The following is a 17,612-nucleotide window of genomic DNA, read 5'->3' as shown; positions in this document are numbered from 1 at the left end:
AGCCTTGTACATCATGCAACAGGTGCCGAAGATTACAGAACGTCTACCGCGTTCAGATCTTTGAAGGCCTGCTCCAGACGCGTCACCATGCTGGTTTGCGCTGCGCGCAGCCATACGCGTGGATCGTAGTATTTCTTGTTAGGCTGATCGGCGCCTTTCGGGTTGCCCAGCTGGCCCTGCAGGTAAGCTTCGTTCGCTTTGTAGTACTGCAGGATGCCGTCCCAGGTCGCCCATTGGGTGTCGGTGTCGATGTTCATCTTGATCACACCGTAACCCACAGACTCTTTGATCTCTGCGTCGGTAGAACCGGAACCACCGTGGAACACGAAGTTCAGGCTGTTGTGCGGCAGGTTGAATTTCTTGGACACGTAATCCTGAGAATCGCGCAGGATGGTTGGAGTCAGCTTAACGTTACCTGGCTTGTACACGCCGTGCACGTTACCGAACGATGCAGCGATGGTGAAGCGCGGGCTGATGGCGTTCAGTTTTTCGTACGCGTAAGCCACGTCTTCCGGCTGGGTGTACAGAGCGGAAGCGTCCATATGGCTGTTGTCCACGCCATCTTCTTCACCGCCGGTGCAGCCCAGTTCGATTTCCAGCGTCATGCCGATTTTGGCCATGCGCTTCAGGTAGGCGCTGCAGATCTCGATGTTTTCTTCCAGAGACTCTTCAGACAGATCGATCATGTGGGAAGAGAACAGCGGTTTGCCGGTAGCGGCGAAGTGTTTCTCGCCGGCGTCCAGCAGGCCGTCCAGCCATGGCAGCAGTTTCTTCGCGCAGTGGTCGGTGTGCAGGATCACCGGCACGCCGTAGTGTTCAGCCATCTGGTGAACGTGGTGTGCGCCGGAGATAGCGCCCAGAATCGCTGCGCCCTGAGGCACATCGGTCTTCACGCCTTTGCCGGCGATGAATGCGGCGCCGCCGTTGGAGAACTGAACGATGACCGGCGCGCGCACTTTAGCCGCGGCTTCCAGCACTGCGTTGATGGAGTCGGTACCCACGCAGTTTACCGCTGGCAGCGCAAAGTTGTTCTCTTTAGCAACTGCGAAGACTTTCTGAACGTCATCACCCGTGATGACACCCGGTTTTACGAAATCAAAAATTTTAGACATGTTACTTTGTCCTGTTTCGTCGGCCGTAGATGGATGTAAATCGATGTTTTCACGCCGCGCAGCATTTGCCGCGCGGTATAAAACAAACGGGCGGCTTTCGCCTCCCGTTGTCTGAATTACTGCTTAGCGCGCTCTTCCAGCATCACGACTGCAGGCAGCGGTTTCCCTTCAACGAATTCCAGGAATGCGCCACCGCCGGTGGAGATGTAGGAGATTTTGTCAGCGATACCGAACAGATCGATGGCTGCCAGAGTGTCGCCGCCGCCAGCGATAGAGAAAGCGTCGCTATCGGCGATCGCGCGGGCGACAATTTCGGTGCCCTTACGGAAGTTAGGGAACTCGAATACGCCAACCGGGCCATTCCACAGAATGGTTTTGGCGTTCTTCAGGATAACGGCCAGACGCTCGGCAGAGACGTCGCCCATATCCAGAATTTGCTCGTTGTCCTGGATCTCGTTGGCCTGCTTCACGGTCGCGGTCGCGGTCTCAGAGAACTCGGTCGCCACGCGCACGTCGGTCGGCACCGGAATGTCGCAGGTTTCCAGCAGTTTCTGCGCGTTCGGGATCAGATCCGGTTCGTACAGGGACTGGCCCACGTTGTTGCCCTGCGCCGCCACGAAGGTGTTGGCAATGCCGCCGCCGACGATCAGCTGATCGGCGATTTTGGACAGGGAATCCAGCACGGTCAGTTTGGTGGAGACTTTAGAACCGCCCACGATGGCGACCATCGGACGGGCCGGGTTACCCAGGGCTTTGCCCAGCGCTTCCAGCTCGGCGGACAGCAGCGGGCCGGCACAGGCGACAGGCGCGAACTTGCCCACGCCGTGGGTGGAAGCCTGCGCGCGGTGCGCGGTGCCGAACGCGTCCATCACGTACACGTCGCACAGCGCCGCGTATTTCTTGGACAGGGTTTCGTCATCTTTCTTCTCGCCCTTGTTGAAACGGACGTTTTCCAGCACCACCAGTTCACCTTCGGCGACGTCGACGCCATCCAGATAATCCTTCGCCAGACGCACTGGGGATTTCAGGTGATCTTTCAGGTAGTTGACCACAGGCAGCAGGGAGAATTCTTCGTTGTACTCGCCTTCGGTAGGACGACCCAGGTGGGAGGTTACCATCACGCGGGCGCCTTGCTTCAGCGCAGCTTCGATAGTCGGCAGGGAAGCGCGGATACGCGCGTCGGAAGTCACTTTACCGTCTTTTACCGGCACGTTCAGATCGGAGCGGATCAGTACGCGTTTACCCGCCAGATCCAGATCGGTCATCTTAATTACAGACATGGTGAACCCTCTTTATTGAATCTCTATAAAATTGCCTGAGCAGCGCGCCAATCACGCCGGCGCCGCCGTACTAGAAACCGCTGGCGGCCATTGCCCGTGTTGTATCCAACATCCGATTGGCAAAGCCCCATTCATTGTCGCACCAGACCAAGGTCTTTATCAGGTGCTGCCCGCTGACCCGGGTCTGCGTACCGTCGACGATAGCGCTGTGCGGGTCATGGTTAAAATCGATCGAGACCAATGGTAATTCCGTGTAGTCAACTATACCACGAAATGATTCCCGTGCGGCCTTTTGCAACAGCTGGTTGACCTCCGCCACCTTCACCGCGGCGCTCACGCTGACGCTAAGATCGATAGCCGTCACGTTGATGGTCGGCACGCGCACCGAGATAGCCTCGAAGCGATCGCAAAACTGCGGGAAGATGCGGGTGATGCCCGCGGCCAGCTTGGTATCGACCGGAATGATCGACTGGCTCGCCGCGCGGGTGCGCCGCAAATCCGCGTGATACGCGTCGATCACCGGCTGATCGTTCATCGCCGAGTGAATGGTGGTCACGGTGCCGGACTCGATGCTGTAGGCGTCGTCCAGCAGCTTGATCACCGGAATAATGCAGTTGGTGGTGCACGAGGCGTTGGACACGATGCGATGTTCCGCCAGCAGCGTCTGATGGTTGACGCCGAACACGATGGTGGCGTCCAGATCGTTGCCGCCCGGATGGGCGAACAGCACTTTCTTCGCCCCCGCCGCCAGATGGGCCTCGCCATCCGCCCGGCTGCCGTACACGCCGCTGCAGTCCAGCACCACGTCGACGCCCAGTTCGCCCCAGGGCAACTGCTCCACCGCCGGTTGGTGCAACAGGCGAATCGCGTCGTCTCCGACGCTCAGCGTGTCGCACTCTTGCCGCACATCCCAGGCGAAGCGGCCATGGCTGGAGTCGTACTTCAGCAGATGGGCCATGCCTTCGGCGTTCGCCAGCTCATTGATCGCCACCACGGAGATTTCCGCCCGTCGGCCCGATTCGTACAGTGCGCGCAATACGCTGCGGCCGATGCGGCCAAAGCCGTTTATCGCTATGCGGATGGTCATGCTGCTCCTGAAAAAGGGCCGTCCACGCCGGGTTGACTCACCGGCGCCGCCCGGCGCTGACTGGTTGTCTCACTAACCCGCATAGAGTAGTGGATCGTACCGCCCGCTGTGAATCGCCGAGTTTGCATTATTCCCGCGCTTCAGCGGTTTTTCACCGCCGTCACATCGGCATTTCTGTCGAAGAGTGCTTCAACTGAAACGCTTCAGCTGAGCATAAACCAAAGTTTTGGCAAAAGGAACACGTGCGACAGTTCCTCAGGTAACGGACGGGAATTTTACGAGCATAAGATGATCTGGCGCACATTTTTGGCCTTAAGACCGCGACGGATTTTCACTCGCCGGCACCGTTTCGCCGTAGTGCTCACGAAAATAGTCGCGCAGAAATTCGACGGTCACCCGCACTTTCGCCGACGTTGCCAGCCGGGAAACGTACACCGCCCAGATATTGGCCGGCTGATAATACTCCGGCAGGATGTGCACCAGTCGGCCGCTGTCGATGTTCTCTTTCACGTCCCAGGCGGAACGCAGCGCGACGCCCTGCCCGTCCAGGCACCACTGATGCACGATCTCGCCGTGGTTCGACGCCAGCGCGCCCGTCACCTTTACCGTTTCTTCACCGCTCGGCCCCTGCAGCCGCCACAGCCCGAACGGATGATCGCGTTCTTTGATCACCAGACAGGAACGGCCCGCCAGCTCCGCCGGGTTTTTCGGCGCCCCGTGGCGCTGCAGGTACGCCGGCGAAGCGCACAGGATGCGCTGGTTGTCCGCCAGCTTGCGCGCAATAAGATTGGGGGCGATATCGTCGCCGATGCGGATATCCAGATCGAAACCTTCGCTGACCAGATCCACCAGCCGATCGGAAACGTCGAGCCGCAGTTCCAGCTGCGGATACTGCCGCGCCAGCGCCGACAGCGCCGGCGCGACGAAACGCCGGCCAAAGCCGAAGCTGCTGACCACTCGCAGCATGCCCTGCGGCGCCTGGCGCACTTCGGACAGCTCGTCCATCATCTGATCGACATCGTTGAGAATGCGCTGCGCCCATTCGTAGATGCGCTCGCCGTCTTCGGTGATCGCCACCCGCCGCGTGGTGCGGTGCAGCAACGACACGTCCAGCGTCTTCTCCAACAGCGCGATGCGCTTGCTGATAAAGGCCGGCGAAACGCCCAACTCTTCGGCGGCGGCAGCAAACCCGGCGCGGCGCGCCACCAGCACGAACACCCGCAGGTCACTCAGGATCGGCATATTGTTCATGATTCGTGTTTTATGTTTCACCGTTTTCAGGATTGATTAACAGTTAGTCAATTATAGGATAACAGTGTTGTCAATCTCCCCTACCTACAAATGAGACCTCTGTATGAGCAAAACTTACAAGATTGCCGCCATCCCCGGGGACGGGATCGGGCGGGAAGTGTTGCCGGAAGGCATACGAGTATTGCAGGCGGCGGCGGCGCGCTGGGATCTGTCGCTGGAATTCGCCACCTTCGAGTGGGCCAGCTGCGACTACTACCAGCACCACGGCCAGATGATGCCGGACGACTGGTTCGAGCAACTGAAAGGCTTCGACGCCATCTATTTCGGCGCCGTCGGTTGGCCGGACACGGTGCCCGACCATATCTCGCTGTGGGGTTCGCTGCTGAAATTCCGGCGCGACTTCGAACAGTACGTCAACCTGCGTCCGGTGCGGCTGTTTCCCGGCGTGCCCTGCCCGCTGGCGAACAAGCAGCCGGGCGATATCGATTTCTACGTGGTGCGCGAAAATACCGAAGGGGAATACTCCTCGCTCGGCGGACGGATGTTCGAAGGCACCGAACGCGAGATGGTGATCCAGGAATCGGTCTTCACCCGTCAGGGCGTGGACCGCATCCTGAAGTACGCCTTTGAGCTGGCGCAACAGCGCCCGCGCAAACGCCTGACCGCCGCCACCAAGTCCAACGGCATGGCCATCAGCATGCCGTACTGGGATGAGCGCGTGGCGGAGATAGCGCGCCAATACCCTGATATCACCTGGGACAAACAGCACATCGATATTCTGTGCGCGCGTTTCGTGCTGAACCCCGAACGCTTCGATGTGGTGGTCGCCTCCAACCTGTTCGGCGATATTTTGTCGGATCTCGGCCCGGCCTGCACCGGCACCATCGGCATCGCCCCCTCGGCCAACCTGAACCCGGAGCGCAACTTCCCGTCGCTGTTCGAGCCGGTGCACGGCTCGGCGCCGGACATTTTCGGCAAAAACATCGCCAACCCGATCGCCATGATCTGGAGCGGCGCGATGATGCTGGACTTCCTCGGCGACGGCGATGCCCGCTACCGCCAGGCGCACGACGGCATCCTGCAGGCGATTGAGCGCATTATCGCCGACGGGCCGCGCACGCCGGACATGCGCGGCGACGCCTCCACCCAGCAAGTCGGCCAGGCGATCGCCGCCCTGCTGCAACGCTGAACGCCGCAGATTTTCCCGTGCAGGGCGCCCTTCCGCGCCCTGCTTTGCCACGTCCGTTTTTCCGCTTCGATCGCTGCCGCAAATCCGTTGAAAACCACCGCAGAAGGCACGCCAATACCCCGGTCAAGATCACAACAAATTGTTTACATACTGTGTTTTATCCTTTTACAGATGCCCTAATTGTGGCCCTCCTGTAATTTGTGCACACTCGAAAATGTTAATGAAGAGTGAATATTCCCGGTAGCGACCTACCGGGCCGTTTGCTCCTCGCGGTGTAACAAAACAAATGGTTCAAGCCAATAAGGCCCGGGCGCACCCTACGCTTTGCGCACCGGCCCACCACCGATAACAGGAGTTCACTCCCATGCAGAGCAATCCCAAAAAGGATGTCACGCTCATCGCCATCAGCCTGTGCAGCATTGCGCTGATCGCCCTTTGCCTGATGCTCTTTCCGGCTCAATCCGCGCTTATCGCCAACACCATTTTCAACGGCGTCACCCGGCTGTTCGGTTCAACCATTCAAATCCTGGTGCTGATCGCCCTGCTGGTGGTGCTGTATCTGGCGTTGAGCAAATACGGCAATATCCGCCTCGGCGAAGGCAAACCGCAATACTCCACGCTGGCCTGGCTGTTCATGTTCATCTGCGCTGGCCTGGGCTCGTCCACCCTGTACTGGGGGGTGATGGAATGGGCGTATTACTACCAGACGCCGGGGCTGAACATCGCGCCGCGCACCCCGAAGGCGCTGGAATACAGCATCAGCTACTCCTTCTTCCACTGGGGCCTGAGCGCCTGGGCGACCTACGCCCTCGCCTCGCTGATCATGGCCTATCACTTCCACGTGCGTAAGAACAAAGGGCTCAGCCTGTCGGGGATCATTTCCGCCATCACCGGCGTGCGCGCCAACGGCCCGGTCGGGCGGGCGGTGGATCTGATCTTCCTGGTCGCCACCGTCGGCGCCCTCACCATTTCACTGGTGCTGACCGCCTCCACCTTTACCCGCGGGCTGACGGCGCTGACCGGCATCCCGGACAACTTCGCGGTGCAGGCGACGGTGATCCTGCTGGCGGCGGTGATCTTCTGTCTCAGCTCTTACATCGGCATCGACGGCGGCATGCAGCGCCTAAGTAAAATGGTCGGCTGGGGCGCATTCGCTTTCGCCGGGCTGGTGCTGCTGGTCGGCCCGACCGAATTCACCATCAACAACACCATCAACGCCATCGGCCTGACGGCGCAAAACTTTCTGCAGATGAGCCTGTTCACCGATCCGATGGGCGACGGCAGCTTCAGCCGCAGCTGGACGGTGTTCTACTGGCTGTGGTGGATCTCCTATACCCCGGGCGTGGCGATGTTCGTCACCCGCGTCTCGCGCGGCCGCAAGATTAAAGAAGTGATCTGGGCGTTGCTGCTCGGCAGCACCCTCGGCTGCTGGTTCTTCTTCGGCTCGCTGGAAAGCTACGCCATGCACCAGTTCATCAGCGGGCAGCTCAACGTGCCGGAGATCCTCAGCACCCAGGGCGGCGAAACCGCCGTGCAGATGCTGCTGACGGCGCTGCCGCTCGGCAAGCTGTTCCTCGCCGCCTATCTGTTCATCATGATCATTTTCCTGGCCTCGCACATGGACGCCGTGGCCTACACCATGGCCGCCACCAGCACCCGCAACCTGCAGGAGGGGCAAGATCCCAGCCCGATGCTGCGGCTGTTCTGGTGCGTGGTGATCACCCTGATCCCGCTGTCGATCCTGTTTACCGGCGCCTCGCTGGACACCATGAAAACCACGGTGATCCTGACCGCACTGCCGTTCCTGCTGGTGCTGCTGGTGAAAACCTACGGTTTCGCCCGCTGGCTGAAGCAGGACTACGCGGCCATCCCGGCGCACCTGATCGAAAGCAGCCCGCCAACGCTGCCCGAAGCGCCGCCGGCCGGCGAACTCTCCGCTCCATCGTCGTATCAACCGCGCCCTATGGCGAAATGACAATAAGAAAAGAGGAAGGTTAACTTATGAGCACGCTGATCCCTGAATTTACCTTACCGAAAGATTTCTGCGCCGACGCCCGTGAGGCCTACACCATACCGGCCCGGTTCTACACCCACCAGGCGGCGTTCGAGCACGAAAAAGAGCAGGTGTTCGCCACCAGTTGGATCTGCGTGGCGCACCGCAGCGAGCTTACCCAACCGAACGACTACATCACCCGCGAGATCATCGGTGAAAACATTCTGGTGGTGCGCGGCCGCGATAACGTGCTGCGCGCCTTTTACAACGTCTGCCCGCACCGCGGCCACCAACTGCTGGCGGGCGACGGCCGGGCGAAGAACGTCATCACCTGCCCTTATCACGCCTGGGCGTTCAAGCTGGACGGCGAGCTGGCGCACGCGCGCAACTGTGAAAACGTGCAGAACTTCGATAAGGAAAACTCGCACCTGGTGCCGGTGCGGGTTGAAGAGTACGCCGGGTTTATTTACGTCAATCTGGACTCGCAGGCCGGCACGGTGGAAGACCAACTGCCGGGCCTCGGCGCCAAAGTGCGCGAAGCCTGCCCGCAGGTCGACGATCTCAAGCTGGCGGCGCGTTTCGTCACCCGCACCCCGGCCAACTGGAAGAACATCGTCGACAACTACCTCGAGTGCTACCACTGCGGCCCGGCGCATCCCGGTTTCGCCGACTCGGTGCAGGTCGATCGCTACTGGCACACCCTGCACGGCAACTGGACGCTGCAGTTCGGCTACGCCCGTCCCTCCGAGCAGTCGTTCAAGTTTGAAGAGGGCAAAGAATCCAGCTTCCACGGCATCTGGCTGTGGCCGTGCACCATGTTCAACATGCCGCCGCTGGAAGGCATGATGACGGTGATCTATGAGTTCCCGGTCGATGCGGAAACCACCCTGCAGCACTACGACATCTACTTCACCAACACCGATTTGAGCGACGAACAGCTCAAACTGATCGACTGGTACCGCGACGTGTTCCGCCCGGAAGATTTGCGGCTGGTGGAAAGCGTGCAAAAAGGCCTGAAGTCGCGCGGCTATCGCGGCCAGGGGCGCATCATGGCCGACGGCGCCGGCAGCGGCGTCAGCGAACACGGCATCGCCCACTTCCACAACCTGCTGGCGCAGGTTTATCAACCTTGATGCGACGGGGCCCGCGGGCCCCTTTCCCCTGACTTGTGAGGTTCTTGTGAAAATTTCCGATCGGGCGCTATTCCGCCAACAGGCATATATCAACGGCCAATGGCGCGACGCCGACAACCAGGAAACCCTGCCGGTGAGCGATCCCGCCACCGGCCAACTCATCGGCAGCGTGCCCAACATGGCGACGGCCGAAACCCAACGGGCGATCGACGCCGCCCAGCAGGCGCTGGAAGGCTGGCGCGCGCTGCCGTCGCAACAGCGCGCGCAGCTGTTGCGACGCTGGTTCGAACTGATGCTGGAGCACCAGCAGGATCTGGCCAACCTGATGACGCTGGAGCAAGGCAAACCGCTGGCGGAATCGCTGGGCGAGATCCGCTACGCCGCCTCCTTTATCGAATGGTTCGCCGAACAGGCCAAGCGCGCCAACGGCGACATCATTCCTTCGCCGAGCAGCGATAAACGCCTGATGGTGCTGAAACAGGGCATCGGCGTGTGCGCGGCGATCACGCCCTGGAACTTCCCGGCGGCGATGATCACCCGCAAGGCCGCGCCGGCGCTGGCGGCCGGCTGTACGCTGGTGGTCAAACCCGCCAACGAAACCCCTTATTCGGCGCTGGCGATGGCCGAGCTGGCCGAGCGCGCCGGCATTCCCGCCGGGGTGTTCAACGTGGTGACCGGCAACTCGCAGGCGATCGGCGCCGAGCTGACCCGCCACCCGCAGGTGCGCAAACTCAGCTTTACCGGCTCCACGCCGGTGGGCAGGCTGCTGATGCGCCAGAGCGCGGACACCATCAAGAAAGTGTCGCTGGAGCTGGGCGGCAATGCGCCGTTCATCGTATTTGACGATGCGGACATCGATGCCGCAGTGGAAGGCGCGCTGATCGCCAAGTATCGCAACGCCGGGCAGACCTGCGTCTGCGTCAACCGGTTCTACGTGCAGCGCGGCGTTTACCCGCAGTTCGCCGAGAAGTTTGTCGCCCGCGTGGCGGCACTGCAGGTCGGCAACGGCTTCGAAGCCGGCGTACAGATTGGCCCGCTGATCAATCGCAAGGCGCGCGATAAGGTGTTGGAGCTGCTCGATGACGCGCTGAGCAAAGGCGCTCAGGTGCTGACCGGCGCCACGCCGCACGCGCTGGGCGGCAATTTCTTCACCCCGACGGTGCTGGGCAACGTGCAGCCCGGCTCGCTGCTGCTGGAAGAAGAGATCTTCGGCCCGGTCGCGCCGCTGGTGATATTCGATGACGAAGCCGAGGCGATCCGCCAGGCCAACGACACCATTTACGGCTTGGCCGCTTACTTCTACACCCGCGATGCGGCGCGCATCTGGCGCGTTTCGGAACGGCTGGAGTACGGCATGGTCGGCATCAATACCGGGCTTATCTCCAACGAGGTGGCGCCGTTCGGCGGGGTGAAACAGTCGGGGCTGGGGCGTGAAGGCTCCGAATACGGCATCGAAGACTATCTGGAGCTCAAATACCTGTGCCAGGCGGTATAACTTTTTCATGCGCGGGGACGCCCGCGCTTTGGAGCCAATGAATGACCAGCTATCAGATGCTTGATGTCCGCATCGTCGACATCGAAACCGTCACCGCACGGGTCAAGCGCTTTACCCTGGCGGATCCGCAAGGCCGGCCGCTGCCCGCCTTCAGCGGCGGCAGCCACATCATCGTGCAAATGCAGGACGGCGAGCAGCGCTACAGCAACGCCTATTCGCTGCTCAGCTCACCGTTCGAACTCGAGCATTACCAGATCGCCGTTCGGCGCGAGTCTCCTTCCAAAGGCGGTTCCGACTTCATGCATGACCGGCTGGCGGTCGGCGATACGCTGACCATCAGCACCCCGAATAACCTGTTCGCGCTGGCGCCGGAAGCGCAACATCACGTGCTGATCGCCGGCGGCATAGGCATCACGCCGTTTATGGCTCATCTGCATGAGCTGCAACGCAGCGGCCAACGCTACCATCTGCACTACTGCTTCCACAGTGAAGAGCACAACGCCTTCCAGCAGCAGCTGATGCAAGCGCCGTTCGCAGACAACGTCAGTTGCCATGTCTCCAGCCTTGGCGGCCGGTTGGATCTGGCGCGCACGCTGGCCGATGTGGAACCCGGCGCCCATATCTACGTCTGCGGCCCGGCGGCGCTGAACGAAGCGGTCTACCGGATCGCCGCCGAACGGGGTATCGATGCCGGTCGCTTGCACAGCGAAGCCTTTGCCGCCGAAGACACGGCGGGCGGCGCCTTTACACTGGTGCTGGCTCGATCGGGTATTGAGCTTGAAGTGGCGCAAGACATGACCATCCTGCAGGCGCTGGAAAACAGCAAGGCGGCCAGGGTCGAGTGCCTGTGCCGCGAAGGCATTTGCGGTACCTGCGAAACCCGCATCGTCGAAGGGGAAGCCGATCACCGCGATCAGTATCTCAGCGAGGAAGAACGCGCGGCGCAGCAGACCCTGTTGATCTGCTGCTCGCGCGCCAAAGGCAGCCGGCTGGTGCTGGATTTGTAAAAGGAGCGCCCGCAACGGCGGGCGTCCTGGTTAAGCTTTCGGGAATATCCACAGATGCTCGGCCGGCAGGGAGAGCCGGCACAGCGCCTGATCGCGCGCCTCGTGGCCATAGGCGCGTACCACGAAATCTTCGGCCACGGTGCGGAACAGGTATTCCCAGCGATCGCCGAGATACATGCTGGTCAGCAACGGCAGCTCAAGCTGATTACCCTGTGGATCTTCACCCAACCGCACGCGCTCCACGCGGATCACCGCCGTGCCCTCCTGTCCGACCTGCACGCCTTCGCCCGCTTTGCCCCACAGCGCCCAATCCTTACCTTCGATGCGCGCCCGGCCATCTTCCAGCGCCACGATCTTGCCAGGCAACCGGTTGTTGCTGCCCATGAATTCGGCGGTGAACAGCGTGGCGGGCGAACCGTACATCTCCTGCGGCGTGCCCTGCTGTTCGATTTTGCCGTTATTGAGCAGCAGGATGCGATCGGAAATGGCCATCGCCTCGTTCTGATCGTGGGTCACCATCAGCGCCGACAGACCGAGCTTGATGATCAGCTCGCGCAGAAATACCCGCGCTTCTTCGCGCAGCTTGGCGTCGAGGTTGGACAGCGGCTCATCCAGCAGGATCACCGGCGGGTTGTAGACCAGCGCACGGCCGATCGCCACCCGCTGCTGCTGGCCGCCGGAGAGCTGGTGCGGATGACGCTTGGCCAAATGCCCCAGCCCGAGCTGATCCAGCACCGCCTGTACCCGTTGGGCGATTTCCGCCGAGGCGGTCTTACGCAGCTTCAGCGGATAAGCGACGTTCTCAAACACCGTTTTGTGCGGCCACAGGGCGTAGGACTGAAACACCAGCCCCAGGTTGCGCTCTTCGGCGGGAATTTCGCTGCGCGCGCTGCCGTTGTAAACCGCGCTGTCGCCGATGACGATTCGCCCCTGGCTCGGCTTCTCCAGCCCGGCCACCGCCCGCAGCAACGTGGTTTTGCCGCTGCCCGACGGGCCCAGCAGCGAGACCACTTCGCCCCGTTTCAGATCCATCGACACCCCTTTCAGCACCGGGTTGTCGCCATAGGTCAAATGCAGGTTCTCTACCGAAAGTTCAATCATGTAATTTCACTCCAAAGCGCAAGGCGATCCCCAGCCCCAGCACCACCAGCAGGATATTGATGAACGACAGCGCGGCGACGATATCGATGGCGCCCGCGGCCCACAGGGAAACCAGCATCGAGCCGATGGTTTCCGTGCCCGGAGACAGCAGATAAACCCCGGTGGAATATTCGCGTTCAAAGATCAGGAACATCAGCAGCCAGGAGCCGATCAGGCCGTAGCGCGACAGCGGAATGGTAACGTGTCGGGTGATCTGGCCGCGGCTGGCGCCGGCGCTGCGCGCGGCTTCCTCCAGTTCCGGCCCCACCTGCAGCAGCGTGGAAGAGATCAGCCGCAGGCCATAGGCCATCCACACCACGGTGTAGGCCAGCCAGACGCTGAAGATGGTGCTGCGCAGCGAACGCAGCCAGACGATCACGTTCTCGCGCAGCCATTCGGCCATCGGCAGCACGGACAGCCAGCCTTCCTTGAGCGATTTATCCAGCCACATCGGCAGGAACAGGAACACCCACAGGAACGCCAAACCGGCCAGCAGCCCCGGCACCGCGCGCGGCACCAGCACGCTGTAGTCGAGGAAGCGCGTGGCGCCGTCCGGCTTGCGGTGCATCGCGATGCCGATAAACAGATAGCACGCGACCGCCAGCGCCCCGCCGATCACCCCGATCGCCATCGAGTTGACGATGGCGCGCAGCAGGTTGGGCTGCGCCCAGATGGTGCGGAAGGTGTTGATCGACAGTTCGTCCCAGACAGACACGCCGACGCCCCAGTTGGAGATAAAGGCGCGCAGCACCACGCCGATCAGCGGCACGCCGATGGTCACGGTCAGCCAGAACATCACCACCGCGCCGGCCACCCAGCGCCATTTGCCCAGCGGCAACGCGCGCGCCTGCGAGGCTTTGCCCTTGACGGTGACGAAACGGTTGGCGGTACGCATCAGCCTGCGCTGCAGCATCACCAACGGAATGGTGATGCAGATCAGCACCACTGCTACCGCCGCCATCAGGTGGTAAGACGGCGTGCCCAGCTTGTTGGTCAACTGATACAGGTAGGTCGCCAGCACCAGGTTGCCCTCCGGATCGCCCAACACCAGCATCAGGCCGAACACCTCCAGCCCGAGGAAGAACAGCAGCACCCCGGCGTACAGGATAGACGGCCGCACCATCGGCAGGCTGACGGCGGTCATCACCTGCAGCGGCGTAGCGCCGGCGGTGCGCGCCGCTTCTTCAACGTCGGAGCCCACGCTGCGCAGCGCCGAGGAGATGTACAGGTAGGCATGGGGCACGTGCGTCAACCCGGCGATAACCACGATGCTGGCCATCGAATAGATGTTCCACGGCACGAAGCCCAGCAGCGCCTCCGCCCACAGCGAGAAGAAGCCTACCGGCCCCGCCGCCACCACGTAACCGAAACCCAGCACCATCGGCGACACGAAGATCGGCACCAAAATCAGCGGTTCGATAATTCGCCGCCCCGGCAGATCGGTGCGCACCATCAGGAAGGCCAAAATACCGCCGAGCGGGATGGCGATAATCACCAGGCCGAATGCCAGAATAAAACCGCTTTTCAGCGCCTTGTAGAAATCCGGGTCGGTAAAGATGAACTCGAAGGCCTCCAGGCTGAAGACCTTGGAGGGAGAGAAAAACGGTGCCGAGAGGAAGCTTTGAATGATGATAAACGACAGGGGGACATAGATAACCAGCGCGGTTATCAACACCACCAGGCCGCGCGGCAGGCTCTGCCACTTTCTGCGCCATGCTTGCATAAATGCTCCCTATGGTTGTAAACGACGACCAAAGGGCGCGCGCCTGTACGTCAGGCGCGCGTCCGAATGCAGTCCCTGTTATTTCGCCGCGGCGCGCGCCATTGTTTGATGTAGTCGAGACGCTTGGCCGGCTGCAAATACTCCAGCAGGCTGTCGTCGACCGGGATCGGCTTGAGCGCGTTGCCCAGCAGCTTGGTCATGCCGTCGATGTCGTTCTTGCCTTCGACATCGTTGCGGATCGAAGGGATATCAGCCTGATTGGCGAGAATATTTTGCCCTTTCTCCGACAGCACGTAGTCGAACCACAGCTTGGCGGCGTTAGGGTGACCGGCTTCTTTGCTGATGAAGCTCACGCGCGACAGCACCAGGGTATAGTCTTTCGGATAGACGATGCCGAGCGACGGATCGCTCTTGGCGCGGGCCTCGGCGTATGAACCGAGGATATTGAAGCCGATCAGGTTTTCACCGGAGGAAACGCGTTCCATCATGGTGCCGGTGGAGGATTGCACCGCCAGGCCACCCTTGGCCACGTCGGCCAGCGTTTTGAAGTAGTTGGGATCGGCCTTGAAGTCCTGCACCGACAGCATGAAGCCGACGCCGGATTTTTCGATGTCGTAAGTGGTGACTTTCTTCTTGAATTTGTCCGTCTGGCCGGCGATCAGCTTGGCCAGCGCCGCATGCGAATCCGGCACATCGCCTTGCGGGATCAGGCGTTTGTTATAGATAAACACCACCGGCTCATAGGTGGTGCCATACACCTTATCTTGCCATACCGCCCATTTCGGCAGTTGAGCCTGCTCGGGAGAGGCGTATTCCTGCGCGTAATCGCCCGCCAGTTTCAAAATGGTGTCCATCGACGAACTCCACACCACGTCGCCGCTGGTGCCGCCGGCCGCCTGCTCGCTGATAAAGCGGTTATACAGTTCGGTGCTGTTCATGTCGTTGTATTCGACCTTGATGCCCGGATACAACGCCTCGAACCCCTGGATCAGCGGCGCCGCCGCCTTGGTGTCGGTGGTCGAGTAAATCACCACCTTGCCTTCTTTCTTCGCGCCGTCGACCAGTTTCTGGTAGTCGGCGGGGTAGCCCGCCGGGAAGGCCGCATAGGCGGAAACGGAGCCCAGTAAGGTGATTGCAGCCACGGTAGCGCTGATTTTTTTCATCATCATCCATCCCCAGATCACATTTAATAAACCAAAAATTAACATACAGTTAATAATTGCGACGAGGCAACGGCGTTGCTTGTTATCTTTCGGTTTTGTGAGGTTGGACGTTTTTCAGTCAATACCCACGCCCGGCGGCGCGGGCTTTACGGCGCTTCCTGTCGCAAACTATTCGGCCAGGCGAGAACGCCGCAGCAGGCGAATTCGCTGTACGATGGCGACCCTGCAACGTCAGAACAAAGCCGGCATTCGACCCGCGATATGCCGATCTTTTTCCCCCGTAAACCGGTCGAAGACGGCCACGTCTCTTTCAAGCCGCACATCGAAATTCCGCTGTCGATAGACAGGGTGGCGCGCTAACGCGCTGCCGGGTCGGCCGCCATGATCCCTCTGTGCAGCCGGTTCACGCCAGGATAAACAGCGCTGTATTAATCAGGTTTTTGTCGCCGAATTATTATATCCTGCCGGACGAAAATTTTTGCGGGCGTACGCAGCCCCACGCGCCTCCTTCTGCAGCGCTTCATTTCGCAGCCAGGCCGTTTATTTCATGAATACAGGCAGTGCCATACCGTTATGACCAAGAGTTTATCCCCGAAAGACATTATCGCCCTGGGCTTTATGACCTTCGCCCTGTTTGTCGGCGCCGGCAACATCATTTTCCCCCCGCTGGTGGGGCTACAGTCCGGTGAACATCTGTGGCCGGCCGCCCTCGGGTTTATGGTGACCGCCGTCGCTCTGCCGGTGATCGCCGTGATCGCGCTGGCGCGCGTCGGCGGCAGCATCAGCCTGCTGACCGGCCCCATCGGCCGCACCGCCGGCCTGCTGTTGGCGACCGTCTGCTATCTGGCGCTCGGCCCGCTGTTCGCCACCCCGCGAACCGCCAATGTTTCTTTCGCCCTCGGCATCGCGCCCTTCACCGGCGACGGCGACCTGCCGCAGTTCATCTACAGCCTGCTGTTCTTTACCCTGGCGATGGTTGTGTCGCTGTATCCCGGCCGCTTGCTCGATAACGTCGGCCATATTCTGGCGCCGCTGAAAATTCTGGCGCTGGCCGCGCTCGGCATCGCCGCCCTGGTGTGGCCCGCCGGTGCGCCGGTCTCCGCCGTCGGCAGCTATCAGGCCGCGGCGTTTTCCACCGGCTTCGTGCAGGGTTATCAAACCATGGACACGCTGTCGGCGCTGATGTTCGGCTCGATTATCGTCACCGCCGCCCGCTCGCGCGGCGTCAGCGACAGCGGCCTGCTGCTGCGCTACACCCTGTGGGCCAGCCTGATCGCCGGCGTCGGCCTGACGCTGGTCTATATCTGCATGTTCAAGCTCGGCGCCGGCAGCGGCAGCCTGGTCGGCAGCGGTGCTCAGGATGGCGCGGCAATCCTGCACGCCTATGTGCAGCACACCTTCGGCGATCTGGGCAGCGTCTTTATGGCGGTGCTGATGTTCATCGCTTGCCTGGTGACAGCGGTCGGCATGACCTGCGCCTGCGCGGACTTCTTCTCCCGCTACCTGCCGCTCTCTTATCGCACGCTGGTGGTCATCCTCGCCCTCTTCGCCATGTTGGTTTCCAACATGGGGCTGGCCAATCTGATCCGCGTCTCACTGCCTGTACTGACGGCGATCTACCCGCCTTGCATCGCGCTGGTGTTGCTCAGCTTCAGCCAGAACCGCTGGCGCAGCGCCAGACGCGTCTTCGCGCCGGTGATCGCTACCAGCCTGGTGTTCGGCCTGGCCGATGGCCTGAAGGCTTCAAGCTTCAGCGGCCTGCTGCCCACCTGGTTCGATAAGCTGCCGCTGGCCGAGCAGGGTCTGGTCTGGCTGCAGCCTACGCTGTTGGTGCTGTTGCTGGCGGCGGCTTACGACCGGTTGCGCAGCGCCGAAAGCGTCAAGGCCGCGTCGTAATCGCGATTTCCGCCCATAAAAAAAGCCGGTCATGATGACCGGCTTTTTTATCGGCTTGCGCCCGGCGGCTTACTTCAGCAGCGCCTGCGCCTTGGCCACCACGTTGTCCACGGTGAAGCCGAACTCGGCGAACAGCTGCTCCG

Annotated in this window: 14 protein-coding genes and 1 pseudogene; 7 read left to right on the top strand and 8 right to left on the bottom strand. The window is 61.2% G+C overall.

Annotated features, from left to right (window positions below):
• Window positions 1-32: 32 nt before the first annotated feature.
• The 4 genes from fbaA to ITX55_RS17435 all read right to left on the bottom strand — a co-directional run bounded on the left by fbaA (window position 33) and on the right by ITX55_RS17435 (window position 4,751).
• Window positions 33-1,112 carry a class II fructose-bisphosphate aldolase gene (gene fbaA, locus ITX55_RS17450; RefSeq protein ID WP_025304179.1) on the bottom strand — a complete coding sequence of 360 codons (1,080 nt, stop codon included), beginning with the start codon at window positions 1,110-1,112 and terminating at the stop codon, window positions 33-35.
• Window positions 1,113-1,228: 116 nt separating this feature from the next.
• Complete coding sequence (gene pgk, locus ITX55_RS17445) at window positions 1,229-2,392, bottom strand: phosphoglycerate kinase (RefSeq protein ID WP_025160206.1); 1,164 nt, start codon at window positions 2,390-2,392, stop codon at window positions 1,229-1,231.
• 70 nt (window positions 2,393-2,462) lie between these two features.
• Window positions 2,463-3,479, bottom strand: coding sequence for an erythrose-4-phosphate dehydrogenase (gene epd, locus ITX55_RS17440; RefSeq protein WP_004931582.1), 1,017 nt, complete (start codon window positions 3,477-3,479; stop codon window positions 2,463-2,465).
• Between the two features lie 312 nt (window positions 3,480-3,791).
• Complete coding sequence (locus ITX55_RS17435; protein WP_273974485.1) at window positions 3,792-4,751, bottom strand: LysR substrate-binding domain-containing protein; 960 nt, start codon at window positions 4,749-4,751, stop codon at window positions 3,792-3,794.
• An 82-nt stretch (window positions 4,752-4,833) separates the two neighbouring features.
• Here ITX55_RS17435 and ITX55_RS17430 point away from each other — a divergent pair, with 82 nt between their 5' ends.
• The 5 genes from ITX55_RS17430 (at window position 4,834) to ITX55_RS17410 (ending at window position 11,547) form a co-directional block, all read left to right on the top strand.
• Window positions 4,834-5,919, top strand: a complete 1,086-nt coding sequence (locus tag ITX55_RS17430; protein WP_182073804.1) for a tartrate dehydrogenase — start codon at window positions 4,834-4,836, stop codon at window positions 5,917-5,919.
• Between the two features lie 364 nt (window positions 5,920-6,283).
• Entirely contained in the window at window positions 6,284-7,894 is a 1,611-nt protein-coding gene (locus ITX55_RS17425) for a BCCT family transporter (protein WP_033644733.1), read from the top strand.
• Between the two features lie 26 nt (window positions 7,895-7,920).
• Window positions 7,921-9,045, top strand: a complete 1,125-nt coding sequence (locus ITX55_RS17420) for an aromatic ring-hydroxylating dioxygenase subunit alpha (RefSeq protein WP_216474594.1) — start codon at window positions 7,921-7,923, stop codon at window positions 9,043-9,045.
• Between the two features lie 46 nt (window positions 9,046-9,091).
• Window positions 9,092-10,540, top strand: a complete 1,449-nt coding sequence (locus ITX55_RS17415; protein ID WP_370632704.1) for an NAD-dependent succinate-semialdehyde dehydrogenase — start codon at window positions 9,092-9,094, stop codon at window positions 10,538-10,540.
• 41 nt (window positions 10,541-10,581) lie between these two features.
• A complete protein-coding gene (locus ITX55_RS17410) occupies window positions 10,582-11,547 on the top strand; it encodes a PDR/VanB family oxidoreductase (protein WP_223085239.1) in 966 nt (321 codons plus the stop codon).
• A gap of 30 nt (window positions 11,548-11,577) precedes the next feature.
• On the opposite strand, the gene ITX55_RS17405 is transcribed toward ITX55_RS17410, so the two are convergent.
• The 3 genes from ITX55_RS17405 to ITX55_RS17395 are packed head-to-tail and all read right to left on the bottom strand — an operon-like array spanning window position 11,578 to window position 15,576.
• Window positions 11,578-12,648, bottom strand: coding sequence for an ABC transporter ATP-binding protein (locus ITX55_RS17405; RefSeq protein ID WP_147881090.1), 1,071 nt, complete (start codon window positions 12,646-12,648; stop codon window positions 11,578-11,580).
• Window positions 12,641-14,410: an iron ABC transporter permease gene (locus tag ITX55_RS17400; RefSeq protein WP_025304187.1), complete on the bottom strand. Its 1,770-nt coding sequence runs from the start codon at window positions 14,408-14,410 to the stop codon at window positions 12,641-12,643. Before ITX55_RS17400 ends, ITX55_RS17405 begins: the two co-directional genes overlap by 8 nt.
• Window positions 14,411-14,460: 50 nt before the next feature.
• Window positions 14,461-15,576: an ABC transporter substrate-binding protein gene (locus tag ITX55_RS17395; protein WP_223085238.1), complete on the bottom strand. Its 1,116-nt coding sequence runs from the start codon at window positions 15,574-15,576 to the stop codon at window positions 14,461-14,463.
• Between the two features lie 72 nt (window positions 15,577-15,648).
• Between ITX55_RS17395 and ITX55_RS17390 the strand changes: the two genes are divergently transcribed.
• Both ITX55_RS17390 and brnQ read left to right on the top strand, forming a co-directional pair.
• Entirely contained in the window at window positions 15,649-15,933 is a 285-nt protein-coding gene (locus ITX55_RS17390; RefSeq protein WP_108681945.1) for a hypothetical protein, read from the top strand.
• A 213-nt stretch (window positions 15,934-16,146) separates the two neighbouring features.
• Window positions 16,147-17,469, top strand: a complete 1,323-nt coding sequence (gene brnQ, locus ITX55_RS17385; RefSeq protein ID WP_108681947.1) for a branched-chain amino acid transport system II carrier protein — start codon at window positions 16,147-16,149, stop codon at window positions 17,467-17,469.
• A gap of 69 nt (window positions 17,470-17,538) precedes the next feature.
• On the opposite strand, the pseudogene ITX55_RS24235 reads toward brnQ, so the two are convergent.
• A pseudogene (locus ITX55_RS24235) lies at window positions 17,539-17,612 on the bottom strand (transketolase); the annotation flags it as partial.

The organism is Serratia sp. EWG9 (genome assembly GCF_019913725.1).
GTDB classification, from domain to species: Bacteria; Pseudomonadota; Gammaproteobacteria; order Enterobacterales; family Enterobacteriaceae; genus Serratia; species Serratia ureilytica.
Note: the sequence above shows the minus strand (reverse complement) of the source record. Positions and strands in the feature narration are given on the sequence as shown.

Excerpts from the sequence above, each read along its gene's own strand:
- fbaA (WP_025304179.1), bottom strand. The coding sequence starts at position 1,112 with ATGTCTAAAATTTTTGATTTCGTAAAACCGGGTGTCATCACGGGTGAT.
- ITX55_RS17425 (WP_033644733.1), top strand. The coding sequence starts at position 6,284 with ATGCAGAGCAATCCCAAAAAGGATGTCACGCTCATCGCCATCAGCCTG.
- ITX55_RS17430 (WP_182073804.1), top strand. The coding sequence starts at position 4,834 with ATGAGCAAAACTTACAAGATTGCCGCCATCCCCGGGGACGGGATCGGG.
- pgk (WP_025160206.1), bottom strand. The coding sequence starts at position 2,392 with ATGTCTGTAATTAAGATGACCGATCTGGATCTGGCGGGTAAACGCGTA.
- ITX55_RS17420 (WP_216474594.1), top strand. The coding sequence starts at position 7,921 with ATGAGCACGCTGATCCCTGAATTTACCTTACCGAAAGATTTCTGCGCC.
- epd (WP_004931582.1), bottom strand. The coding sequence starts at position 3,479 with ATGACCATCCGCATAGCGATAAACGGCTTTGGCCGCATCGGCCGCAGC.
- ITX55_RS17395 (WP_223085238.1), bottom strand. The coding sequence starts at position 15,576 with ATGATGAAAAAAATCAGCGCTACCGTGGCTGCAATCACCTTACTGGGC.
- ITX55_RS17410 (WP_223085239.1), top strand. The coding sequence starts at position 10,582 with ATGACCAGCTATCAGATGCTTGATGTCCGCATCGTCGACATCGAAACC.
- ITX55_RS17405 (WP_147881090.1), bottom strand. The coding sequence starts at position 12,648 with ATGATTGAACTTTCGGTAGAGAACCTGCATTTGACCTATGGCGACAAC.
- brnQ (WP_108681947.1), top strand. The coding sequence starts at position 16,147 with ATGACCAAGAGTTTATCCCCGAAAGACATTATCGCCCTGGGCTTTATG.
- ITX55_RS17400 (WP_025304187.1), bottom strand. The coding sequence starts at position 14,410 with ATGCAAGCATGGCGCAGAAAGTGGCAGAGCCTGCCGCGCGGCCTGGTG.